General features: G+C 60.4%; 19 protein-coding genes and 1 pseudogene. 9 read left to right on the forward strand and 11 right to left on the reverse strand.

What is annotated here, in order from left to right; genetic code table 11:
• Positions 1-16: 16 nt before the first annotated feature.
• A complete protein-coding gene (gene galE / locus ACTG1P_RS14005) occupies positions 17-1030 on the reverse strand; it encodes a UDP-glucose 4-epimerase GalE (RefSeq protein WP_440001530.1) in 1014 nt (337 codons plus the stop codon).
• A gap of 201 nt (positions 1031-1231) precedes the next feature.
• Here galE and ACTG1P_RS14010 point away from each other — a divergent pair, with 201 nt between their 5' ends.
• The 6 genes and pseudogenes from ACTG1P_RS14010 to ACTG1P_RS14035 all read left to right on the forward strand — a co-directional run bounded on the left by ACTG1P_RS14010 (position 1232) and on the right by ACTG1P_RS14035 (position 11136).
• The gene (locus tag ACTG1P_RS14010; RefSeq protein ID WP_206876479.1) at positions 1232-2239 is read left to right on the forward strand and encodes a substrate-binding domain-containing protein; all 1008 of its coding nucleotides are present in this window, start codon (positions 1232-1234) and stop codon (positions 2237-2239) included.
• Between the two features lie 189 nt (positions 2240-2428).
• Positions 2429-5487: pseudogene (locus ACTG1P_RS14015) on the forward strand (beta-galactosidase).
• A gap of 276 nt (positions 5488-5763) precedes the next feature.
• Positions 5764-6750, forward strand: a complete 987-nt coding sequence (gene mglB / locus ACTG1P_RS14020; protein WP_005340747.1) for a galactose/glucose ABC transporter substrate-binding protein MglB — start codon at positions 5764-5766, stop codon at positions 6748-6750.
• A gap of 53 nt (positions 6751-6803) precedes the next feature.
• Positions 6804-8324, forward strand: coding sequence for a galactose/methyl galactoside ABC transporter ATP-binding protein MglA (gene mglA / locus ACTG1P_RS14025; RefSeq protein WP_041234376.1), 1521 nt, complete (start codon positions 6804-6806; stop codon positions 8322-8324).
• Positions 8325-8340: 16 nt separating this feature from the next.
• Positions 8341-9351 (forward strand): galactose/methyl galactoside ABC transporter permease MglC, encoded by a 1011-nt coding sequence (gene mglC, locus ACTG1P_RS14030; RefSeq protein WP_075113750.1) that lies wholly within the window; start codon positions 8341-8343, stop codon positions 9349-9351.
• 51 nt (positions 9352-9402) lie between these two features.
• A complete protein-coding gene (locus tag ACTG1P_RS14035) occupies positions 9403-11136 on the forward strand; it encodes a methyl-accepting chemotaxis protein (RefSeq protein WP_440001531.1) in 1734 nt (577 codons plus the stop codon).
• A 67-nt stretch (positions 11137-11203) separates the two neighbouring features.
• Here ACTG1P_RS14035 and trmA read toward each other — a convergent pair whose 3' ends face one another.
• Positions 11204-12337, reverse strand: a complete 1134-nt coding sequence (trmA, locus tag ACTG1P_RS14040; protein WP_139735457.1) for a tRNA (uridine(54)-C5)-methyltransferase TrmA — start codon at positions 12335-12337, stop codon at positions 11204-11206.
• Positions 12338-12507: 170 nt separating this feature from the next.
• On the opposite strand from trmA, the gene ACTG1P_RS14045 reads away from it, so the two are divergent.
• A complete protein-coding gene (locus ACTG1P_RS14045) occupies positions 12508-13650 on the forward strand; it encodes a DUF5610 domain-containing protein (RefSeq protein WP_440001532.1) in 1143 nt (380 codons plus the stop codon).
• An 89-nt stretch (positions 13651-13739) separates the two neighbouring features.
• A complete protein-coding gene (locus ACTG1P_RS14050; protein ID WP_043821496.1) occupies positions 13740-14273 on the forward strand; it encodes an ATP--cob(I)alamin adenosyltransferase in 534 nt (177 codons plus the stop codon).
• A 99-nt stretch (positions 14274-14372) separates the two neighbouring features.
• On the opposite strand, the gene malZ is transcribed toward ACTG1P_RS14050, so the two are convergent.
• The 9 genes from malZ to ACTG1P_RS14095 form a co-directional block, all read right to left on the reverse strand.
• A complete protein-coding gene (gene malZ / locus ACTG1P_RS14055) occupies positions 14373-16202 on the reverse strand; it encodes a maltodextrin glucosidase (RefSeq protein ID WP_376901926.1) in 1830 nt (609 codons plus the stop codon).
• Between the two features lie 5 nt (positions 16203-16207).
• Positions 16208-17056 carry an HDOD domain-containing protein gene (locus ACTG1P_RS14060; protein WP_167557269.1) on the reverse strand — a complete coding sequence of 283 codons (849 nt, stop codon included), beginning with the start codon at positions 17054-17056 and terminating at the stop codon, positions 16208-16210.
• A 70-nt stretch (positions 17057-17126) separates the two neighbouring features.
• Positions 17127-17546 carry an META domain-containing protein gene (locus ACTG1P_RS14065; protein ID WP_252413178.1) on the reverse strand — a complete coding sequence of 140 codons (420 nt, stop codon included), beginning with the start codon at positions 17544-17546 and terminating at the stop codon, positions 17127-17129.
• A 165-nt stretch (positions 17547-17711) separates the two neighbouring features.
• Positions 17712-19073: a molecular chaperone gene (gene yegD, locus ACTG1P_RS14070; RefSeq protein ID WP_064339148.1), complete on the reverse strand. Its 1362-nt coding sequence runs from the start codon at positions 19071-19073 to the stop codon at positions 17712-17714.
• A 104-nt stretch (positions 19074-19177) separates the two neighbouring features.
• Complete coding sequence (locus tag ACTG1P_RS14075; protein WP_005340720.1) at positions 19178-20167, reverse strand: 2-hydroxyacid dehydrogenase; 990 nt, start codon at positions 20165-20167, stop codon at positions 19178-19180.
• 74 nt (positions 20168-20241) lie between these two features.
• Positions 20242-20736 (reverse strand): CreA family protein, encoded by a 495-nt coding sequence (locus tag ACTG1P_RS14080; protein WP_005355485.1) that lies wholly within the window; start codon positions 20734-20736, stop codon positions 20242-20244.
• Positions 20737-20762: 26 nt separating this feature from the next.
• Complete coding sequence (locus ACTG1P_RS14085) at positions 20763-21209, reverse strand: Mpo1 family 2-hydroxy fatty acid dioxygenase (protein ID WP_440001533.1); 447 nt, start codon at positions 21207-21209, stop codon at positions 20763-20765.
• 62 nt (positions 21210-21271) lie between these two features.
• Positions 21272-22129, reverse strand: a complete 858-nt coding sequence (locus ACTG1P_RS14090; protein WP_042081792.1) for a hypothetical protein — start codon at positions 22127-22129, stop codon at positions 21272-21274.
• Positions 22130-22276: 147 nt separating this feature from the next.
• Positions 22277-22663: a TraR/DksA family transcriptional regulator gene (locus ACTG1P_RS14095; RefSeq protein ID WP_005356952.1), complete on the reverse strand. Its 387-nt coding sequence runs from the start codon at positions 22661-22663 to the stop codon at positions 22277-22279.
• Between the two features lie 480 nt (positions 22664-23143).
• Here ACTG1P_RS14095 and ACTG1P_RS14100 point away from each other — a divergent pair, with 480 nt between their 5' ends.
• The gene (locus tag ACTG1P_RS14100) at positions 23144-24475 is read left to right on the forward strand and encodes a glutamine synthetase family protein (protein WP_088868211.1); all 1332 of its coding nucleotides are present in this window, start codon (positions 23144-23146) and stop codon (positions 24473-24475) included.
• Positions 24476-24577: the final 102 nt, after the last annotated feature.

The raw sequence follows: 24577 nt of genomic DNA on the forward strand, positions 1-24577 counted from the left end.
CGGGGAGCAGGCAGGCCTACTCCTCGTAACCGTTCGGATTGGCGGATTGCCAGCGCCAGCTGTCGGCGCACATGGCGTCTATGTCCCGGGTCGCCTGCCAGCCCAGTTCACGCTGCGCCTTGGCCGGATCGGCCCAGCAGGCGGCGATGTCGCCCGGGCGGCGCGGTTCGATGCGAAATGGCAGCGGCTTGCCACAGGCTGCAGAGAAAGCGGCGACCAGCTGCAACACGCTCTGGCCCTGGCCGGTGCCCAGGTTGTAGGTGTGCACGCCACCCTTGCCAGCGCAGTGTTGCAGCGCCTTGACGTGCCCCTCGGCGAGATCCATCACGTGGATGTAGTCGCGCACACCGGTGCCATCCGGGGTGGGGTAATCGTTTCCAAAGACAGACAGGCAGTCGCGACGGCCGATGGCGACCTGGGTGATATAGGGCATCAGGTTGTTGGGGATCCCCTGCGGGTCTTCCCCCATGGTGCCCGATTCGTGGGCGCCGACCGGATTGAAGTAGCGCAGCAGGGTCATGCTCCAGTGCGGCTCGGCCAACTGCAGATCTTCGAGGATCTCCTCGATGATCAGCTTGGATCGTCCGTAGGGGTTGGTGGCGCTGCGGGGGAAATCCTCGCGGATCGGCAGGCTGGCCGGATCGCCATAGACGGTGGCCGAGGAGCTGAACACCAGATTGTGCACATTGGCCCGTTTCATCGCCTGCAGCAGGGTGAGGGTGCCGCCGAGGTTGTTCTCGTAGTAATCCAGTGGAATGCGAGTCGACTCACCGACCGCCTTGAGGGCGGCAAAGTGGATCACTGCGTCGATCTGCTGTTCGGCGAAGATCCGGTCCAGCAGGGCTGCATCGCGAATATCCCCTTGATAGAACAGGGGTTGCTGGCCGCAGATAGCCGCGACTCGGGCTAGCACGCTGCGTTTGCTGTTGCCGAGGTTGTCGACCACCACGGGATTCATGCCTGCCGCTTGCAAGGCCAGACAGGTGTGGCTGCCGATATATCCGCAGCCGCCGGTGACCAGAACGTTCATCTTGCTCTCCACTGAAAAGTGTCTGGAAGCAGTCTAGCCGAGGGTGTGGCGACCAAACTGTGAGCTTGCTTGCAAAACAGTGTAAACGATTACACTGTTTTTATGGTCATCCTGACGGCAGATATACGTTTCACCCCTGTTTTCAATGGGTTTGCTGGGTATAATGGCGCTCTATTGCACAGTGAAAGAAGTGAAAACAGCATGAGCACCATCAAGGATGTCGCCCGTTTGGCCAATGTGTCGGTGGCAACGGTTTCACGGGTGATGAACAACTCCCCCAAGGCCAGCGCTGCGTCTCGCGAAGTGGTGCAGAAGGCCATGGCCGAACTGGGCTACACCCCCAACGCCAACGCGCGGGCACTGGTCAGCCAGACTTGCGATACCATGGGGGTGGTGGTCGGTGACGTGGCCGATCCCTTCTTCGGTGCACTGGTGAAGGGGGTCTCCAGCATCGCCGTCGAGCAGAACCTTCACCTGCTGATGGGTAACGGTTTTCACAAGGCGCGTCAGGAGCGTGAAGCGATCGAGCTGCTGATCGGCAAGCGCTGCGAGGCGCTGGTGGTGCACAGCAAGGCGCTGAGCGACGAGGAACTTTACGATTACGCCATGCGGGTGCCCGGTATGGTGCTGATCAACCGTGATATTCCTGCCCTCAAGGGGCGCTGCATCGCTCTCAACAACAGGCTGGGGGCGGCTACGGCGACTCGCCACCTGATCGAACTGGGCCACCGCCATATCGCCTTTATCAGCTCGGATCACGCCATCGAGGATGCCACCTTGCGTCTGCAGGGGTATCAGGATGGACTGATGGAAGCCGGTCTGGCAGCCGATCCCGAGCTTATCGAGAGCGGCACGCCGAACGAGGAGGGGGGGGAGCGTGCCATGCTCAACCTGCTGGCCAAGGGGCTCAAGGTGACCGCCGTGGTGGCCTATAACGATGCCATGGCGGCGGGCGCCATCTCCGTGCTGGCGGACAACGGCCTGCGAGTGCCGGAGGAGGTTTCGGTGGTGGGCTTCGATGACATCATCTATGCCAGATATTTGCGCCCCAAGCTCTCCACCATGCGCTATCCCATCGAGTTGATGGCGGCCCAGGCGGCCAAGCTGGCCATTCAGCTGGCGGCGGGGGAGAGTGACGCGACCCAGAGCAGGATCTATACCCCCACCCTGATCAATCGCCACTCGGTGGCACCGGTTCGGGCCGGATAGCCCCCTTTTGCGGCCCTGTTCGGGGCCATTTCTTGCACAGTTATTGTTTTACCTATTTTTAATCATTTTTACTTCGCTTTACTTAACAAAATCAGTGTAATCGTTTACATCTGTGTGAGCAAGATCGCCGTTCCCTGCGTCATACTTCTCTAGACTGAATACGTTTTCCAATCAGCAGGGAGAGAGTGAATGCTCAGGGAGATAGTGGCGCGTCAGGATTGGCAGACTCAGGCTATTACGTCGGTAAACCGGCTGGCAGCCCATACCCCCATGTTCAGCTGGCGCAGCGAAGCGGATGCCAGGGGTGATCTGGCCTCTTCCTCCCGTCTCTTGCTCGATGGCGAGTGGCGCTTCTCCTTCTTTGCCGCTCCCGAATTGGTGCCCGAGAGCTGGCTGGCGCAGGATCTGGTGGATGCTTGCCCCATTACAGTGCCGGGCAACTGGCAGCTGGATGCCGCCTATCCGGCCGCGCGGCCGCCCAGCGATGGCCCCATCTATACCAATATCAAGTACCCCTTTCCTTGCGATCCACCGCGAGTGCCGGCAGACAATCCTACTGGCTGCTACTCCCGCGAGTTCGAGCTGCCCGCCGACTGGCTGGCCAGCGGACAGAGCCGGATCATCTTCGACGGGGTGAGCAGTGCCTTCCACCTGTTCTGCAACGGCCGCTGGGTCGGTTACTCCCAGGACAGCCGCCTGCCCGCCGAATTCGATCTGACCCCATATCTGCAGAGCGGTCGCAACCGGCTGGCGGTACTGGTGCTGCGCTGGTCCGACGGCTCCTATCTGGAAGATCAGGATATGTGGTGGCTGTCGGGGATCTTCCGCTCCGTCAACCTGCTGCACAAACCGTCCCGCCATCTGATGGATATCCGGGTCACCCCCGAGCTGGACGCCTGCTATCGGGATGGCCGTCTCAAGATTGCACTGCAGGTGGCCAATGGGGCCGGTCTGTCGGTAGAGGCCAATCTCTATGACGGCGGCGAGCGGGTCGCGACCCTGTGCCAGCCGATCGGCACCCAAGCCATTGATGAAAAAGGGGCGTATGACGATCGCGCCGAGTTCTGGCTCGACGTGGCTGCGCCGCGCAAGTGGAGCGCCGAGACGCCCCATCTTTATCGCCTGACCCTGACCCTGCTGGACGAGCAGGGCCAGCCTATCGAGAGCGAAGCCTATGATGTGGGCTTTCGGACAGTGGAGATCCGTGGCGGCCTGCTGCGGGTCAACGGGCAGCCGCTGCTTGTTCGCGGTGCCAACCGTCATGAACACCATCCCGCCAAGGGTTATGCCATCGATCGCGCCACCATGGAGCGGGATCTGTTGCTGATGAAGCGGCACAACTTCAATGCGGTGCGTTGTTCCCACTATCCCAACCATCCCGACTTCTATCGCCTCTGCGACCGGCTCGGCCTCTATGTTGTTGACGAGGCGAATCTGGAGACTCACGGCATGACCCCTATGGGTCGGCTGGCGCGGGATCCTGCCTGGAGCAACGCCTTTCTGGAGCGGGCGACCCGCATGGTGGCACGGGATTTCAACCACCCCTCCATCATCATCTGGTCGCTGGGCAACGAGTCGGGTTACGGTCCGGCCCACGATGCTATGTATGGCTGGATCAAGCGCAGCGACCCGAGCCGTCCGGTGCAGTATGAGGGGGGCGGGGCCGATACTCCGGCGACCGACATTATCTGCCCCATGTATGCCAGAACCCATCAGGATCAGCCCTTCCCGGCGGTGCCCAAGTGGGCGCTGGCAAGTGGATCGGCCTGCCCGGCGAACACCGACCGCTGATCCTCTGCGAATATGCTCACGCCATGGGCAACAGCCTGGGGGGCTACGGCCACTATTGGCAGGCGTTTCGCGATCATCCACGTCTGCAAGGCGGATTTGTCTGGGATTGGGTCGATCAGGGGCTCGACAAATACACCGCCGATGGTCGTCACTACTGGGGCTATGGCGGCGATTTTGGCGATCTGCAAAACGACCGCCAGTTCTGCTGCAACGGTCTGCTGTTCCCGGATCGCACCCCCCATCCCGCCCTGTGCGAGGCGAAGCGTGCCCAGCAGCCGTTCCGCTTCACCCTGCTTGAGCACACCCCACTGCGGGTGCGGATCGAGAGCGAATACCTGTTCCGGGAAACCGATAACGAGCGGCTCAGCTGGCAGCTGTGCGAGAACGGCCATGTGCAGCAGCAGGGGGAGATCTCCCTTGAGCTGGCGCCGCAAGGGGTGGTCGAGTTGACCCTGAGCGAGACGCTGCCCGCCTTTGCGGCAGGCTCACTGGCCTGGCTCGATCTGGCCATCGTTCAGCCACAGGCCACCCTCTGGTCGCAGGCGGATCACAAGGTCGCCCGTCAGCAGTTCACCCTGCCTACACCCCTTGCCCTGCCTGCTCCCGCCGCTGCCGCCACCCTGAGCGAGCAGCCGGATGGCTGGCGGATCACTGCCGCAAACAGCCAGTGGTGGCTCGACAAGCAGCGCGGTCGCATCACCAGTTGGCAAAAATCGGGACAGGAGCAGTTGCTGGCGCCGATCATGGATCACTTCTACCGGGCGCCTCTCGACAACGACATCGGCACCAGCGAAGCGGATCACGCCGACCCCAACTCCTGGATTGCTCGCTGGCAGGGCTGTGGTCTCGGTCAGTGGCAACACCGCTGTTTGGGGATCGCGGTCGCCGGAGCGGATATCCGGGTCAGTCACGGTTACTTCCACCACGATGAGCTGCTGCTGGTGAGTCACTGGCATCACCGCTTTACCGACGATGGCGCCATGAGCCTGGAGATAGAAACCGAACTGGCGCAGGCGTTGCCTTCGCTGCCGCGGATCGGTCTGTTGCTCCATCTGGCCGAGGTGCCAGCGCGAGCCGAATGGCTGGGGCGTGGCCCTCACGAGAACTATCCGGATCGCCTGCTGGGCGCCGATCTTGGGCGCTGGAGTTTGCCGCTGGAGGCGATGCATACCCCTTATGTTTTCCCGAGCGACAACGGCTTGCGCTGCGATACCCGCCAGTTGCAGTTGGGCAGCACGACGGTGAACGGCAGCTTCCATTTCAGTGCCAGCCGCTTCAGTCAGCAACAGCTGGCCGCTGCTCGTCACCAGAGCGATCTGGTGGCTGAAGAGGGGCTGTGGGTCTGTCTCGATGGCGCCCATATGGGTGTGGGCGGGGATGACTCCTGGAGCCAGAGCGTGCGTCCCGAGTATCAACTGCTCGAACGGCGTTACCGTTGGGGCTGCACTCTCCGTTAAGCCAGCTATTGAGACGACTGTCGAGCCAGTGCGCCATTTTGACAACAGACCAGTAACGACTAGCCTCAATGCTGTGGGAAAGATTGAGTCTCAAATCTGATTTTTATTTATATGTATTTGAAAAATAAATATAAAGTTTAAATGTAACAGAGTGTAAACGTTTTCATTTTGTCGTCATGATCACAGAAGAAATGACAACAAACTGATTACATTGATTGGCGCTTGCTCAATTGCTCGCCACCCTACAACACAGATAGACACATCGGAGCACACATAATGAAAAAACTGACCACTGTTGCCGCCCTGCTGATGGGCATGATGGCTGGAGCCAATGCCCAGGCTGACACCCGTATCGGGGTAACCGTCTACAAATACGACGACAACTTCATGGCGGTCGTGCGCAAGGCCATCGAGAAGGAGGCGGCAGCCACTCCGGGGGTGGAGCTGCTGATGAACGACTCCCAGAACGACCAGTCCAAGCAGAACGACCAGATCGACGTGCTGCTGGCCAAAGGGGTGAAGGCGCTGGCCATCAACCTGGTTGACCCGGCTGCGGCCCCGGTGGTGATTGAGAAAGCCCGTGGCGAAGATATCCCGGTGGTCTTCTACAACAAGGAGCCGAGCGCTACCGATCTGGCCAGCTACGACAAGGCCTACTACGTGGGCACTGACTCCAAGGAGTCAGGGATCATCCAGGGGCAGCTGATTGCCAAACATTGGAAAGCCCATCCGGAGTGGGATCTGAACAAGGATGGCGTGATCCAGTTCGTGTTGCTGAAAGGGGAGCCGGGCCACCCGGATGCCGAGGCGCGCACCTCCTACGTGGTCAAGACCCTGAACGATGGTGGCGTCAAGACTGAACAACTGCACATGGATACCGGTATGTGGGATACCGCCATGGCGAAAGACAAGATGGACGCCTGGATCTCCGGCCCCAACGCCAACAAGATCGAAGTGGTCATCGCCAACAACGACGGCATGGCAATGGGTGCAGTCGAGTCACTGAAAGCCCAGGGCAAGACTGCCATTCCGGTATTCGGCGTCGATGCGCTGCCGGAAGCGCTGGCCATGGTCAAGAGCGGTGCCATGGCAGGTACCGTGCTGAACGATGCGGCCAACCAGGCTAAAGCCACCTTCGAGCTGACCAAGAACCTTGCTGAAGGCAAACCGGCCGGTGAAGGTACCAAGTGGAATATCGTCGACAAGGTAGTACGTGTTGCCTACGTCGGTGTGGATAAAGACAACCTGTCCCAATTCGAGTAATTCCCTCCTCCAGGGCAAGGGAGATCCCCTTGCCCTTTTTTCAACCAGATGTGATGGCTGATATGACAACACAGCAACAATCAGAATGGCTGTTGGAGATGATTGACGTCAGTAAGAGCTTTCCCGGCGTCAAGGCACTCGATAATGTCAATTTACGGGTCCGTCCTCATTCTGTGCATGCGTTGATGGGCGAGAACGGAGCGGGAAAATCCACACTGCTCAAGTGCCTGTTCGGCATTTACGAGAAGGATCAGGGCAAGATCTTCTTCAAGGGGCAGGAGATCAACTTCACCTCCTCGAAAGAGGCGCTGGAAAATGGCGTCTCCATGGTGCATCAGGAGCTCAACCTGGTGCTGCAGCGTACCGTGATGGACAACATGTGGCTCGGCCGCTACCCCACCAAGGGGTGGTTTATCGACCACGGCAAGATGTATGACGACACCAAGCGCATCTTCGATGAGCTGGATATCGACATCGACCCCAAGGTGAAGGTCGCGACCCTGTCGGTCTCCCAGATGCAGATGATCGAGATCGCCAAGGCGTTCTCCTACGACGCCAAGATCGTCATCATGGACGAACCCACCTCCTCCCTGACCGAGAAAGAGGTGAACCACCTCTTCAAGATCATCAACAAGTTGAAGGAGAAGGGGTGCGGCATCGTCTACATCTCTCACAAGATGGAGGAGATCTTCCAGCTCTGTGACGAGATCACCATATTGCGGGATGGCCAGTGGGTGGCAACCCAGCCGCTCAAGGGCATGACCATGGATCAGATCATCGGCATGATGGTCGGCCGTGAACTGACCCAGCGCTTCCCTGAAAAAACCAACCAGCCGAAAGAGGTGATCCTCGAGATCGAACACCTGACGGCGAAAAACCAGCCCTCCATTCAGGATGTGACCTTCAACCTGCACAAGGGGGAGATCCTCGGCATCGCCGGACTGGTGGGGGCCAAGCGCACCGATATCGTCGAAACCCTGTTTGGCATTCGCGATCGCAGCCAGGGCAGCATCAAGCTGCACGGCAAAGAGGTGGCCAACCACAACGCCCATGAAGCGATCCGCAACGGCTTTGCGTTGGTGACGGAAGAGCGCCGCTCCACCGGTATCTACTCCCGGCTCGATATCGCCTTCAACTCCCTGATCGCCAATATGGACAGCTACAAAGGCTCCATGGGGCTGCTCAGCGACAACAAGATGAAGAGCGACACTCAGTGGGTGATCGACTCCATGCGGGTCAAGACGCCGACTCAGCAGACCCAGATCGGTTCCCTCTCCGGGGGCAACCAGCAGAAGGTGATCATCGGTCGCTGGCTGCTGACCCAGCCGGAGATCCTGATGCTCGACGAGCCCACCCGCGGCATCGATGTGGGGGCCAAGTTCGAGATCTACCAGCTCATCCTGGAGCTGGCGAAGAAGGACAAAGGGATCATCATCATCTCGTCAGAGATGCCGGAATTGCTGGGGATCACCGACCGCATCATGGTGATGAGCAATGGCAGAGTCGCCGGGATCGTCAATACCAAAGAAACTGACCAGAGCGAGATACTGCGCCTGGCATCTCTGTACCTCTAGAGACAGGAAGACATTTATGGAGTCGGCTAAAAATTTCAATCTGATGCAGGCGCTCAAGGAAAACGCCATCTATCTGGTGCTGCTGGTGCTGCTCATGGTCATCGTGATCCAGGAGCCCTCCTTCCTGAGCCTCACCAACTTCAGCAACATCCTGACCCAGTCCTCGGTGCGGGTCATCATCGCGCTGGGGGTGGCGGGCATCATCATCACCCAGGGGACGGATCTCTCGGCCGGTCGTCAGGTCGGTCTGGCTGCACTCATCGCGGCAACCATGTTGCAGGCCCTGACCAACGTCAACAAGGTGTTCCCGACGCTGGGAGAGGTACCCATTCCGGTGGTGATCCTGCTGGTGTGTGCCGTGGGGGCGCTGATCGGTCTGGTCAACGGTCTGATCGTGGCCTACCTGAACGTCACTCCGTTCATTACCACCCTGGGCACCATGATCATCGTCTACGGCATCAACTCCCTTTACTTTGACTCGGTAGGGGCGTCGCCGGTGGCCGGGTTTGATCCCCGCTTCTCCAGCTTCGCCCAAGGGTTTATCCGGATAGGAGGATTCAAGCTCTCCTATCTCACCTTCTATGCGGCCATCGCCAGCGTCTTTGTCTGGGTGCTGTGGAACAAGACCCGCTTTGGCAAGAACATCTTCGCCATCGGCGGCAACCCCGAGGCGGCCAAGGTCTCCGGCGTCAACGTGGCGGTCAATCTGGTGATGATCTATGCGCTGGCAGGGGTCTTCTACGCCTTCGGCGGCATGCTGGAAGCGGGCCGTATCGGTAGCGCCACCAACAACCTCGGCTTCATGTACGAGCTGGATGCCATCGCGGCGTGCGTGGTGGGCGGGGTGTCGTTTGCTGGCGGGGTGGGAACGGTCGCGGGTGTGATCACCGGCGTACTCATCTTCACCCTGATCAACTATGGTTTGACCTATATCGGGGTCAGCCCTTACTGGCAGTTCATCATCAAGGGCGGCATCATCATTCTGGCGGTGGCATTGGATTCCATGAAGTACGCCAAGAAGAAATAACGATTGGCAGAGAGGGTTGGCGTTGCCAGCCCTCTCTTCTGGAGGGAACCCATGCCATTCAAGGTCAAGATTTACCTCTTGCTGCTACTGGCTATTCTGGTCACCATCGGCACTGCCGGGCTCAGCGTCAACCACTTCATCAGTGGCTACATTCGCACTCAGGCCACCCACAACATCAACGAACAGATCACTCTGGTCAAAGAGAAGCTGGCCAGTGACATCAATCAGAAGATCCTGTTGGCTGCCAACCTCAACTTCGGGGTGACCAACGTCAAGAAGACCCTGCAAGAGACCGGCTTTCACAACATCGTCAAGGTGATCGGCGACATGGCCTTCGACGTGAGCGGGGTCATCAACGACAGCGCCAAAGTAGATGCCCTGCGCAAGCTGATCCCCGCCGCCAACAACCAGATCACTGTCAGCCCGCTGCAACAGGTGGATGGCAAGCCGGTCATCACCATTCTGGTGCCGCGCGGTGCCGATTCCGCCTATCTCTACTACCTCGACATGAGCGAGTTCAAAAGCCTGCTGGAGAAGATGAGTGGCGAGGGCCGCTACTTCTCGCTGGCCGACAGTCAGGGCAACAGCCTCTATGACAGCAAGCCGCAGGGGGAGAGTGAAGCGCGCCCCAACCAGCTGGATATTCGTGGCAGCAGCTGGACCCTGACCGGCTACATCGACCTCGATTACATCCGTGCCATGACCCGGGCCCTCAACGGCCAGATCATCATGGCGCTGTTCGGTGTGGCGATCGTGGTGATGGTGCTGGCGATGCTGGCACTCAATGTGGCCTATCGCCCCATTCTCTCGCTGCGGGATCTGGTGCTGGAGCTCTCTCGCGGCAGCGGCGATCTCACCCGCCGACTGGCGGTAACCAGCAAGGATGATCTGGGCCAGATCTCGGCCGGCATCAACCGCTTTATCGAGCGGCTGCAGGAGATGATGGGGGAGGTGCGGCAGGCGAGCGGCCAGCTCAACAGTGGTATAGAAGGGCTGGCCAGCCAGACCGGCGCCGCCCAGTCTCTGCTGGCGGACCATGTGCGCGAGACCGAGCAGGTGGTGACTGCCATCAACGAGATGAGCCGCACCGCGGTCTCCGTCTCCGAGAGTGCAGCCAGCACCGCCCAGCTTACCGGTCAGAGCCAGCAGCTGGCGAGCCAGTCCCGTCAGGTGGTGGATCAGGCCATGGCCAGCGTGATGGCGCTGGTGGACGAAGTGGAAGCCACTGCCCGCTCCATCGAGGCGATGCAGCAGGATGTGCAGCAGATTGGCTCTGTGCTGGGGGTGATCGGCAGCATTGCCGAACAGACCAACCTGCTGGCCCTCAACGCCGCCATCGAGGCGGCCCGCGCTGGTGAACAGGGGCGTGGCTTTGCGGTGGTGGCAGACGAAGTGCGTTCCCTCGCGGCCCGTACCCAGCAGAGCACAGCCGAGATCCAGACCATGCTGGCCAGTTTGCAGCGGGGCACTCAAACGGTGGTGGATGCCATGGGCAACACCAAGCAGAGCTGTCAGGGGGCTGCCGAGAACACTACCAGGGTCAACGAGTCGCTGGATCTGATGGCAGGGGAAGTGGTGGAGATCAACGATCTCATCAGCCATATAGCCACGGCGGCGGAGCAGCAGAGCGCGGTGGCCGAAGAGATCAATCGCAACATGAGCGCCATCGCTGAAGTGATCCGCCAGCTGACCCACAATGGCGAAGCGACGGTCGCCAGCTCCGCGGCGATGCAGCAGACCTACGACCGGCTGCGGGAGATCGTGGGTCACTTCCGGCTGGAGTGAGGCCGGTGTTCAGTCAATAACAAAACAGGGCCATCCGGCCCTGTTGTTGTTTTCCTGTCTGCCTGAATCAACCGGCCTTGCGGCGCAGATAGACCCCGGCTTCCATGTGATGGGTCCAGGGGAACTGGTCGAACAGGGCGAAACGGGCGATCTCGTGGGTCTCGCCCAATACCGCCATGTTGGCCTGCAGGGTCTCTGGGTTGCAGGAGATGTAGAGGATGTTGTCGTACTCCTGCACCAGCTTGACGGTGGCATCGTCCAGACCGGCGCGGGGCGGGTCGACGAAGATGGTGTTGCACTGGTAGCTCTTGAGGTCGACCCCCTTGAGACGGTTGAACTCCCGCTCGCCACGCATCGCCATGGTGAACTCCTCGGCTGACATGCGCAGGATGATCAGGTTGTCGACGCCGTTGGCCGCGATGTTGAACTGGGCGGAGTCGACGCTCGGCTTGGCGATCTCGGTGGCCAGCACCTTGCGGAAGTTCTGCGCCAGCGCGATGGAGAAGTTGCCGTTGCCGCAATAGAGCTCCAGCAGGTCCCCTTCGCTCCCCTTGGTCACATCCAGCGCCCAGGCCAGCATCTGCTCGTTGATGGCGGCGTTGGGCTGGGTGAAGCTGTTCTCCACCTGTTTGTAGGTGAGCTGGCGACCCGCCACGTTGAGCTGTTCGATGACGAAATCATCCCCCAGACAGATCTTCTGCTTGTGGGCGCGGCCAATCAGCTGCAGCTCGAACCCCTTGGCGCGCAGATCGGCCTGCAGCGCTTCGGCGGCTTGTTGCCATTCGGCCTCCAGCTTGCGGTGATAGAGCAGGCTGACAATGATCTGGCCGGACTGGGTGGAGAGGTAGTCGATCTGGAACAGCTTGCGGCGCAGCACCGGGTGTGGGCGTAGCCCCTCCAGCAGCAGCGGCATCAACTGGTTGATGAGGCGGCTGGCGGTGGGGAAGTGGTCTATCTTGATGATCTCTTTGGTCGCCGGGGCATACATGCAGTGGAAGAGGTCATCCCCTTCGTGCCAGATGCGAAATTCGGCGCGCATCCGGTAGTACTCCGCCGGCGAGCTGTGCACTTCCAGCGCCGGGAGGGTAAAGCCGGCAAACAGCTCGGTGAGGCGAGCGCGCTTTTCGTCGAGTTGGGCCTGATAGTCGGCCGCGGTTCTAGGCGCTGGAGCGTTCGCGGAAGGCTGTTGGGACTGGGTCATAAATACCTCACATGCACACCGGCCGGGCCGGGTCGAAATCGGGGGAAGGCAACAGGCCACCCAAAGGGGCCCGATTTTAAAAGCCAGCGGCAGATTGTCCAGTATTTTGTGGTCAAGAAGTGTTCAGTCAGGCCGATAGCTGATCTACAGGCATGGTGGGAGGACACATTATGCAGATCGAAGGCGTGGGCGCGGCCCAACCCAAGGGAGTGGGTGTTTCTCCCAAATCGCCGCAACAGGCGGAGTCGAAACAGGTCAAGAGCGAGGAGGAGGTCTCCTTGCACAAGCCGCCCAAGTGGGCGCAAGTGCTGATCCAGCAGGCGCTGCAGTTCTCGCTGGAGATCAACGGCCAGGGCTATCAGGCGCCGAAGGTGAAAGAGCCCGAGGAGATCACCCCGGAGACCCTGTTCGACTTCCAGTCGGTGGCGGACAACGTGCTGCAGTTCGTGACCGGGCGGCTCGGTGCCGCGCGGGCCGATGGCAAATCTGATGACGACCTGACCGGGATGATGGAGCAGGCCCGCAAGGGGGTCGACAAGGGCTTTGACGAAGCGAAGAAGCAACTCGGCAAGTGGGCGACTGACAACGACGATATCAAAACCGGTATCGATCAGAGCTACAAGCTGATCCAGAAAGGGCTCGAGGAGTTCGAGAAGGAGTTCTTCGGCAAGGTCTCCCCGACCGACATGGGACAGGCCGAGATGGCCAGTCGCCAGCAGGGGTATCTGGAGATCCAGACCAAGGATGGCGACAAGGTGGTGCTGCGCTTCAACGACAGCTGGCAGACCAAGTCCCAGAGCAGCGAGAGCGGCAGCCAGTTCAGCCTCAAGTCGAGCCAGAGCTTCAGCTTCTCGTTGGAGGGGGATCTCAACAGCGACGAGATGGAGTCCATCGGCAAGCTGGTCAAGGGGATCGACGAGCTGGCGGGGAACTTCTTCTCCGGCAACTTCGAGGATCTGCTGGACAAGGCGGGCGAGCTGAAACTGGATGACAGCCAGCTGGCCTCCTACTCCCTCAAGCTCAAGCAGAGCGTCAAACTGAGCCAGACCTATCAGGGGGCGCACTCCCTGCAGGATCTGATCAAGCCATTTGCCGACTACCTGCCGAAGCTGGATCAGGTGCAGAAACAGGCGGATAGCCTGCTGCCAGAATCCCAGCAACAGGCGCTGACCCCGGCCGTGCTGGCGGCGAGAGGAGAAGAGGAACCGGCGCAGGTCGATCGCTTCACCAGCTTCAACCAGCGGATGCTGGAGGCGCTGCGGATGATCAACCAGTTCCAGCCCTCCACCGAGCCCGCCAGTAAGAACGCCTGAGCCACAGCGCGTAACGCAAGTAATGACCTGCCGTTTGCCAGCCCTTCCCGGGGCTGGCAAACTGGCCTTTTCTCCAATCCGGTTGCCCCATGAACCCCAAGAAGCCAAGAGACAAGCGCGAGCTCTGCTACCCCTTTATCTTCGAAACCTCGCTCAAATGTGATTTTGAAATCGCCACCGACGAGCTCTGCTGTCAGGTCGGGGCCGTGCTGTCACACCTTGCGCCGGATGCCGATACCGAGCCCATGCTGGCGGATCTCGCGGCGTTGCAGCGACTTATCTACAACCTCAACGGCTCGGTACGCGGCAAGCTGGGGATATTCGATGCAGATCTTGAGTGGCTCAAGGCCCGTTACGACCACTACAACGAGGCGAGTCGCGGCAGCGTCACCGGTTTTGTGCTGCCACAGGGGCCGCAGCCCATCCCCACCCTCCATCTGTGCCGCTGCGGCAGCAAGAAGGTGGTGCGGCTGCTGGTCCGGTTGGAAGAGAGCGGAGTGGCCTTCGATCCCATTCTCTATCGCTTCGCCAACCTGCTGGCCAACTTCTTCTTCGTGCTCACCGTCTACCTCAAGCAGCGCTGGCAGGTGCCGGAAGTGCCCTACGTCAGCATCAACTACTGATGGCGGCAGGCAAGGGGCCAAACGTCATGGTGGATTGAACGGAATAAAAAACCGGAGCCTTGGGCTCCGGTTTTGTTTTTCAGCGCGTCAGTTGCCCGCTCAGCTGGAGATCAGCACCCGGGCCGAGTTGGCCGGAATGGTCAGCTGCACCTCGCCCTGCACCACTTCAAACTTCTCGCCGTTGAAGGCATCGGTGAAGCGGCTGGCGGGGCTGGCGGTCTGCCACAGGGGCAGGCTGATGGTGCGCGGCTCGCTCGGGTGACGGTTGCAGGCCACTACCACCTGATCGCTTTGCAGGGTACGGGCGAACACATAGCTGTGGGGCCCGGCGTAGAGGGTCTGGATATCGCCACGGCGCAGGGAGGGGCGCTGGCGGCGGATCTGGATCAGCCGGCGATAGTGGTCGTGCAGCACGTGATCCCAGTCTGTGGTATCCCACGGGAAGCAGCGGCGGCAGTCCGGGTCGTTGCCGCCGGATAGCCCCACTTCATCGCCGTAGTAGATGGAGGGTACACCGATATAGGTGAGCAGCAGGGTAGCGGCCAGCTGCATCCGCTGCTTGTCCTCGCCTAGCAGGTGGAGGAAGCGTGCAGTGTCGTGGCTGTCCAGCAGGTTGAACTGGGCCAGCTGGTTCTTGAACGGGATGTGGGCCCGCGCCAGCTTGAGCCAGCGATCCAGCTCTTCGGCGCTGATCTTGATGGGGTGGTAGGCGATGTCCTTGCCAGCCAGGAAGGCGCGGATCGGATGGGCGAAACCGTAGTAGTTCATTGCGCCGTCCTCCTGATCCCCTTGCAGCCACTGGCTCGCCTCGAAGAAGTGTTCGCCGAGCACGTAGGCGTCAGGATTCTCCTGCTTCACTGCCCCGCGAATGGCGCGTACGTGGCTGCGGTTGCCCTCGGCGGTGCCGCGCTCCCCCAGCATGTGGATGACGTCAAAGCGCCAGCCATCGATCTGGTAGGGGGCGCGCATCCAGTAACGGAGGATGGCGTCGTCGGCCCGATAGACGGCGTCTTGCACCTTCTCGCAGGAGAAGTCGAGCTTGGGCAGGCTGCGAATGCCCTTCCAGCTGACGTAATCCCCTTCTTTATCAAAGGTGTAGAAGCTGCGCCACGGGGAGTCCGGGTTGCTCTGGGCGCCCAGTGGCGGGCAGAACCAGGGGTGCTCGGTAGAGGTGTGGTTGACCACCGCATCGAGGATGATCTTCATGCCGCGCTGGTGCAGGTTGCGGGTCAGCTCGGCGAACTGTTCGTTGCTGCCGAGATGGGCATCCACCTTGAAGTAGTCCTGGGTGTCGTACTTGTGGTTGCTCGGTGAATCGAAGATGGGGTTGAGGTAGAGCGCCGTCACCCCGAGAGATTGCAGATAGTGCAGCTTGGCATCGATCCCCGCCAGATCGCCGCCGTAAAATTCGCAGGCGCCGTGGCCCTCTTCATGACGACTGACCGGCTCGCCCCACGCCTTGCTGATCACCGCTTTGCCACGGTACTCGTACTCGTGATGCTTGACGCTCAGCGACGGATCGCCGTTGCAGAAACGGTCGGGGAAGATCTGGTAGAACACCTGATCCTGCACCCAGGCAGGTGGCTGGTGCAGGCTGTTGAAGCGAAAATGCTGTTCCCGTGGCGGCATGGACGCGCTGACGCCCGCCCCGTGCAGCCACCACTGCTCCTCGTCGGTGAGGCACTTGAAGCTGTAGAGGTGGATATCCTGTCCCTTGCTGAGCGGCAGGGTCGCCTGCCACACCTGCAGCCGATCGCGGGTGGAGACCGCTGTCATCGGGATCAGGTACTCCTCGTTATCCGGCTCGTGGCGCAGCCACACCTCGCGGATCGGCGCATCCAGCTCGCTAAAAAGGGTCAATTGCAGGGCGTCGGCGCTCTCTTTGAACCAGGGCGCCACCTGGGGATGAAACAGAAACGGATGGGTCATGATGCTTATTGAGTCAGAAGATCGGCGAGGGCATTACCCTGTTCATGCAGTGTTTCGAGCTGGCCTGCCAGCGACTTGGGATCCAGTCCCAACTGGTCGGCGAGCGGTTTGGGGAAGCGGGCGATGATGGCTTGGGCAGGCACGCCCGCGTTCCAGGCGAAGGATATAAACACGGCGAGGCGGATCAGCACCGCCTCCTTGCTGACCGGATCGTGGGAGAGCGGGTCAAGCTGTTGGGAGATGGCATCGACGAAGGCCTCGGAGAGGTTCCAGCGCCGCGCCAGCTCGGCACCGAGCTGGGCGTAGTCGTAACCCAGCATCTCCCGCTGTGCCTCGACCCGGCTGCTGCCGTTCTGGATCGCCATGTTGATGAGCTCGGCCTCCTCCGGCAAGGTGCTCTGGATAAGCAGTTCGCCGATGTTGTGGATTAGAGCGCAGGTAAAGGCGGTCTCGGGATCCAGTGCCTTGGTCTCCTGCGCCAGGGTTTTGGCGATGGTGGCGACCTGGAAGGTCTCGGTCCAGAACTTGTTCTTGTCGAAGCTGGGCGGGGCCTTGAAAGTGCCGATGATGCCGGAGGCGACCACCACGGAGCGCAGCCGGTTGAAGCCGAGCCGGATCACCGCCTGTTCGATGGAGGTCACTTCGTTGCCCCGGCGCAGGGCGGCCGAGTTGGCCATCCGCAGCACCTTGACGCTGATCACCTGATCCATGGCGATCTTGGCCGCAATCTCGTCGATGCGGGCATTCTCGTCGTTGAAGCTCTGCATCAACTCGTGCAGCAGCTTGGGAATAGTGGGGAGTTGTTTGATCTTGTCAAACAGGCGATCCATCGACATGGCTGAGGCAGCCTCCATTGCGAACTCTGCCTCATATTGTGCCACAGCCGGACAACATGTTCCTGTTTGTGATGCGGCTTTGTGAGCGCTAGAACACCCAGTCGCGCAAGGTGTATTCCAAACGGTGCTGTTTGCCCTGCAGGATCAGGTTCTGACTGGTGCCGCTCAGGGTTGCACCCTCGGTAAGGGTGGTCAGTACAGCCTGTTCGATAGTGTCGAGCGGCGGCATGCAGGCCATCTCGGTGCTGCCCAGACTGGTGACCCACAGCTTGTCATCTTCCAGATGGCCCTGACCGAAGTAGCGGTTGCAACCGGCGATGCCGTTGACGGTGAAGTGTTCGCCGATCTCGAAATCGGGAGGATTGTCGCGCAAGGTGGCGACCGGTTCGCCATCCAGTTTGCTCAGTACCCAGTGGTGATGTTGCAGATCTTGTTGAACAAAGGCGGTCGAGCTGCAGCCAGCGAGCAGTAACAGGGGGATCAGCAACAAAAAGGGCAATCTGGGCATGAGGGGGCTCCGGTTGGGGGAGCGTCAAGAATACCCTTTTTAGGCAGTCGGGAGCAGGGCGGGAGAGGGGACGACCGACCGCTTCTGTCGCCCCTTATCCCGCACGACTGTCGCTTAATGGCAACACCCTGGTGATGTTGCCATCGATTTACGCTATCTCAGGGATCAGTTGGCGAACAGCCGCTCGGCATAACGGGCGAGACCCGCGGCCACCGAGCCAAAGTCATCGCCACCCTCAAGCGGGATGGACGGGAGCTTCTGGCGGATAAAGCTGGCGATCAGCGGCGAGCGGGCGCTACCGCCGGTGACGAAGATGCGGTCCGGCTGCACACCGGCGGCGGCAATCGCTTCGTCCATCAGCTCGCCAATCTTCTCCAGCAGCAGGGCGGAGGCGTTGGCCAGCTGTTCGCGGGTCAGTTCCGCTTCCAGCCCTTTTTCCAGCTCGGCCAGCGACTGGCGATTGAGTTCCTGCTCCGAGAGGGCGATCTTGCCCTGCTCGGCACGCCACACCAGCTGGTGGCTCAGCTTGTGGGCCCGCAGGCTGGCCAGACGCCCTAGCTTGCTGCCAGGCTGGCTGTCGAGCTGCAGATCCTGCAGCTGGCGGGCGGTGTCAAGGCTGTAGAAGCGGCTCTGGGCGCTGACGTCGTTGATGGCGGCAGCATCCCAGAACAGCGGGTGGGGCAGCGGCTTGCCGGTCTTGAGGGTCTCGTGCATGCCGAGCAGCGGCATCATCCCCTCCACCGTCAGGCGGATATCGAAGTCGTTGCCGCCGATCCGCTGGCCGCTGTGGCCGAGCAGATCGCCGCTACGATCCAGCTGATCGCGGTAGCTGGGGCCCATCCGCAGCATGGAGCAGTCGGTGGTACCGCCGCCGATATCCACCACCAGTACCACGGCGTCTTCAGTGAGGCGCGCTTCGAATTCAAACCCGGCGGCCACCGGCTCATAGAGGAACTCCACCTGCTCGAAACCGGCCAGACGGGCCGCCTCGGTCAGGATGGCGATAGCTTGCTGGTTACTCTCTTCCCCCGCCAGACCCTGGAAGTTGACCGGACGGCCGATCACCGCCTGGCGGATCGGGGCACCGAGCTGCTGCTCCGCCTGCTGGCGGACATGGAGCATCATGGCGCAGACGATGTCTTCAAACAGGGCGATCTGAGGGGCCTTGAGGCCATAGGCACCGAGGAAGGATTTCGGCGATTTGATGTAGTAGCCGTCGTCCGGCTCTTCCAGATAGCGCTCCAGCGCGGCACCGCCAAAGCTCAGCTCGTCGATCAGCCCCTCTTCGCGCATCTGGCGGCGAACCATCTGGGCACGGGTGACCACGGGGCCACGCAGCTTGAGGTACTCCGCCTGCTGGGCGGGGGCCAGCCCTTCGGCCAACAGACCGGCGATAGCATCCCGGTGGGGCGCATGCAGGGTGGAGGGGAGGTAGCGGGATGCGCCAAGATTGAGCAGCCTGGGGCTACCTTGTTCCATCACGGCCACGGCACAGTTGGAGGTGCCGTAATCAAATCCGATAAACATGGGCGCCAGACTCCTGAATAAAAAAGGGGGGCTAGCCTACCCGAAGGCGCCGGGTCTCACAACCCGGCGCACCGCAATGAAGAACAGGATGAAGGGATTAGCCCTTATTCCACTTCGTTGTCGCAGCGGCCCTGGCTCTCGATGGCGCGGATATTGCCGAGGGTGGTATCGGCGATGGCGTGCAGCGCCTCGCGGGTCAGGAATGCCTGATGGCCGGTGAACAGCACATTGTGGCAGGCAGACAGACGGCGGAACACGTCATCGGTGATCACCTCGTTGGACTTGTCGGAGAAGAAGAGATCCTCTTCCTCTTCGTAGACATCCAGCCCCAGCGCGCCGATACGGGAGGTCTTGAGCGCCTCGATGGCTGCGTTGGAGTCGAGCAGGCCGCCCCGGCTGGTGTTGATGATCATCACCCCGTCCTTCATCTTGGCAAATGCCTCCTTGTTCAACAGGTGGTAGTTCTCTTTGAACAGCGGGCAGTGCAGGCTGATGATGTCGGATTGGCGGAACAGGGTATCGAGATCCACGTACTCGGCTCCCAGCTCGATGGCTGCCGGATTCTGGTAAGGATCGTTGACCAGCAGGCGAACCCCGAAGCCCTTGAGGATACGCAGGGCGGCCAGACCGATTTTGCCGGTACCGATGACGCCAACGGTCTTGCCATGCATGTTGAAGCCGACCAGCCCTTCCAGCGAGAAGTTGGCATCGCGGGTGCGCTGATAAGCCTTATGGATGCGGCGGTTGAGGCACATCATCATGCCGACGGCGTGCTCTGCGGTCGCCTCGGGGGAGTAGGCGGGCACCCGCACCACTTTCAGCCCCAGCTCTTTGGCGGCGGCCAGATCCACGTTGTTGTAACCGGCGCAGCGCAGGGCAATCACCTGGGTACCGTTGGCGGCCAATTCGGTCAATACCTCGCGGTCAGCATCGTCATTGACGAACAGACACACCACCGGGAAGCCGTGAGCCAGTCGGGCCGTTTTGGCCTCCAGCCGCACATCGAAAAACTCCAGGTCGAAGCCGTACTGGCTGTTGGCCTGGTTGAAATGCTCTTTGTCATAGCTCTTGGTACTGAATACGGCGACTTTCATGGTATGTGCTCCGCAGCGTGTGTGTCGTCAAATTACAACAAAATGGGTCAGCTATCACCGGACAAACCGGCTGGTTATTGTCCCCACGGCATAATGGGAACGGCGCTGACTGCACTCTTGTACGAACCATCCACCAGTTTGGTGCTGTAGGTCAGGTAAACCAGTGCATTGCGTTTCTTGTCGTAAAAACGCACCACTTTCTGCTCCTTGAACACCAGTGAGGTGCTGACATCGAACACCTCTTCCCCCGCCTTCAGCTTTTCGGGCAGGGTGATGGGGCCGATCTGGTGGCACGACAGGGAGGCGTGGGAGGGATCTTCCGCCAGTCCCAGCCCGCCTTTGACGCCACCAGTCTTGGGGCGCGCCAGATAGCAGGCGACGCCGTCGATGCGCGGGTCGTCGAACGCCTCCACCAGGATCTTGTGGTTGGGGCCAAACAGCTTGAAGGCGGTGCTCACCTCGCCGACCGGATCGGCCTTGTCGGCCAGTGCCGGGCCGGCAAACAGGGCCCCCAGCAGCAGGGGCAGGGCGCGGCGAAGGGCGTTATGTCGCGTGTGGTTATGTGTCATGGTCTCTCCTGTTGGCCCGGCATTCCTCAATAGGGAATACCCAGGCGACGATAGAGGCTGGCAAGCACCCAGGCGGGGCCTATCAGCAGAAATTGCAGGTCGGCGAGGAAGGAGGGGCGTTTGCCCTCGATCTTGTGGCCGACAAACTGGGCTATCCAGAGCAGCACGAACGCTGCCACGGCTGGCCACAACAGCGGCCCCTGCCACTGGTGGCAGATCCACAGTCCCAGCGCGGTCAGCCCCGCCATCCCCGCGAACAGCGAAAACGACAGCTGCAGATAGAACAGCAGCACCGGAATGGCTGCCGCTGCCGCCCAGTTGAGGGGCTCTGGCAAGGGCCCGTGTGGCAGACACCAGAGCAGCGCCAGCGAGCAGAGATAGATGCCCGGCACCGCCAGTTTGTGGATGGCGATGTTGACCGGATGGCAATGACTCTGGCCATACTCCGCAAACCACTCCTGGATTCCCTTCATGGTACCTCCCTGGCGCACTGAGTTCTCGCTGCCTGACCCTCATGGCTAGGCGCTCGTGATGCTTATCCCTGCGGTGGATACTCCCAATATTGGGCCGGAATGGATTTTAGCAACGGGGTCATGTCCGGATTGGGCAGGGCGATGGTGACCCTCTGATCGAGGTTGGCGCTGGCGAGCGCTTCGCGGATCTTGGGGTTGTCATTGAAGAACTTCATAAAACTGCCATCGGCGTAAGCCCGCTCCAGCCCGGTCTGAATCGCCTTGGCCAGCTTGGGGTATTCGGGGCTGACGAAGAAGAACTGGGCGAAGGGGTAGCGGATCAGCAGATGCTGCTCGATGGCGAGGTTGGGATACTGTGCTACCAGCTCGCTGCGCTCGGCGAAGATCTCTACCAGGGCACGCGGGAAGAAGTCGATCTTGTCGCCGTCGTTGATCAGGCGAAACAAGCTGCTGTAGCGGCCGGAGAAGGTCGGGATGCCCGCATTTTCCAGAATTTTGTTATCGGCCCAACCGACCCCTTGCGCCGCCTTCAGCTGTTTGAGGTCGGCCAGGGTATTGATCTGGTTGAACTTCTCCTGAGCATCTGCGTGGATGAATGACAGTCGCAATCCTTCCAGCCCGCGAAACAGCGGAATGGGGACGGCAATCAGGGAGGATTCGAGTGCGCTGGAGGTGCCCATCCAGAAGACGTTGATGGTCTTGCCCTTGCTCAGCTGCTGCTGGAGGGTGAACTGGTTGAGGTCGAGTTCGACAGGCTGGATGCGAAAGGGTTGCCCGGAGCGGGTCAGGGCCAGTTCCAGCAGCTTGTACTGGTACTCCTGGTCAAGATTGTTGACGGGACGGCTGGGGACCTTGACCGTCAGAACCTGTGCTTGTGCCAGCAGTGGCAGGCACAAACACAGCTTGATGAGCCATTTCACTCTCTGTTCTCCTGTAGATTCCGGAAGGTGTCCGGAGTCTAACAGAACTTGTCACCATCTTGCTGCGAGGCGTTGTGCAAGGTTTGAGCGCGGGGCCCTGCCTTGCTGGCGTCTGTTGCACCAGAATGGTGACGGTTCTTCGAAGAATCAGGCGACGCGACGGAACACGTGGGTATCGTTAAATTCCTTGGTGCTCTGGCATTCGACGCAGAAACGGGACTCCGGACGGGCATGCAGCCGCTTGAGGGAGATCTCGTCACCGCAAGATTCGCAGTAACCAAAATCCCCTTCGCTGATGCGCTTCAATGCGCCCCGCAGCTTGCGCAGGTGCAGCTTGTCGTGCTCGATGCGGTTCAGCTCCAGACGGCGGGCTTCCTCGATACTGGCACGGTCAATTTCATCAGCCATCTCGTTGGTGTCGGTGGCGATGGCCTGGCTGGCCTGGGAGTTCAGGCGCTCTTCGAGCTCGACGATCTGTCGCTCGATCTGCCCCTTGTAAAAGGCCAGTTGGTCTTCAGTCATGAAATCACACATACGATTAACTACCAGTCAGTTTACTAACCCAATTATCCCTGTTTATGGGGGCTGTCTGCCTACAGACCAAGCCCTTGTATCCCGATTTGCACCTGTTTCATGCAAGAGAGTGCAAATCAGGGCGGGCCTTGTACCAAAAAAATGCAGCCAAGCAAAGCAAATAGGATAAGGATTGTGCGCCCTTGCAAAAAAATGGTCCGTTCCTGCGGGGGATTGGTCGGGATCTGGCGCCTGCTTCACCCTCTGTTGGCATCGCCTTTGCAACGATGAGAAGGGTGGGTTTCGTACGGATTTAAGTGTTTAGTATTTGGTGCCGCCTTGGTCATTATATGCGCCGTTATTTATAGTTTTTTAAACACGCCCGCTTGACATTGCCCTTAATGGCGGGCTTTTATGGTGATGTTGATTACAATTTTATAACAAGGGTGTTCCATATATTAGACACCCTTGCCAATGGCAACCGTAAAGTCGGGGTTTAACATGGACAGTATCAAAGGCTGGATGGAGAGCAATCGCATCACGGAAGTGGAGTGCCTGTTCCCGGATTTCACCGGCAACGCCCGGGGCAAGATCATCCCAGCCAACAAGTTTTTGCGCGAAGGGGGCATGCGTCTGCCCGAGGTGATTTTCACCCAGACGGTGACCGGCGAATATCCGGATGACGACAGCATGATCGACCCGCTGGAGCGGGACATGCAGCTCTATCCTGACCCCAACACCATCCGTTTTGTCCCTTGGGCGCTGGAGCCCACTGCACAGGTGATCCACGACTGTTTCGACGTCAACGGCAAGCTGATCGATATCGCGCCGCGCTCCGTGCTGCGTCGGGTTCTGTCATTTTACGAGAAGCAGGGGTGGAAACCTGTGGTGGCGCCCGAGCTGGAGTTCTATCTGGTCACCCGCAACGAAGACCCCGACTATCCGCTGGTGCCGCCGGTGGGTCGCAACGGCCGCCCTGAGACCGCCCGCCAGTCGTTCAGTATCGATGCGGTCAACGAGTTCGACCCCATCTTTGAAGACATGTATGACTACTGTGAGGCGCAGGAGCTGGAGGTGGACACTCTGATCCACGAGTCGGGCGCCGCCCAGATGGAGATCAACTTTCTGCATGGTGATGCCATCGATCTGGCTGATCAGGTGTTCCTGTTCAAGCGCACCATGCGTGAGGCCGCACACCGCCACGGTATCTATGCCACCTTTATGGCCAAGCCGATGAGCGATGAACCGGGGTCGGCCATGCATATCCACCAGAGTCTGGAAGATGTGAACGGCCACAACCTGTTCGGCACCCCGAGCGGCGGTAATAGCGAACAGTTCATGCACTTTATCGCCGGTCTGCAGAAATACACCCCGGCGGTGACCGCCCTGCTGGCCCCCAACGTCAACTCCTACCGCCGCCTCACCTTTGGCGAGAGCGCGCCGCGCAACGTCCAGTGGGGGGTCGAGAACCGCACTTGTGGCCTGCGGGTGCCCTTCTCCGACCCGAGCGCTCGGCGGGTGGAGAACCGCTTCGCCGGTGCCGACGCGAACCCCTATCTGGCGCTGGCCGCTACTCTGGCCTGTGGCTATCTCGGCATGATGGAGAAGCTGGAGCCGCTGCCGGAGATGAAGTCGAGCGCCTATGACCTGCCCTACAGCCTGCCCCGCTCGCTGGAGGAGGCACTCAGCCATCTCGAACAGTGCGAGCCCATCAAGGAGATGCTGGGGGAGCGCTTCACCCGCGCCTTCGTCGCGGTCAAACGCAAAGAGTACGAGACCTACTTCGGGGTGATCAGTCGCTGGGAGCGGGAGTTCCTGCTGCTGAACGTCTGATCCCCCTGTAACGGGGAGGCCGTAGTTGGCCTCCCCGGTCCCTGTATCGAAGAGACCGGAACGCGAGTCAGGTGGGGCAGCCACCTGTGAGTGGTTGTGGCC

The organism is Aeromonas sp. 11P (assembly GCF_051920165.1).
GTDB lineage: Bacteria > Pseudomonadota > Gammaproteobacteria > Enterobacterales > Aeromonadaceae > Aeromonas > Aeromonas veronii.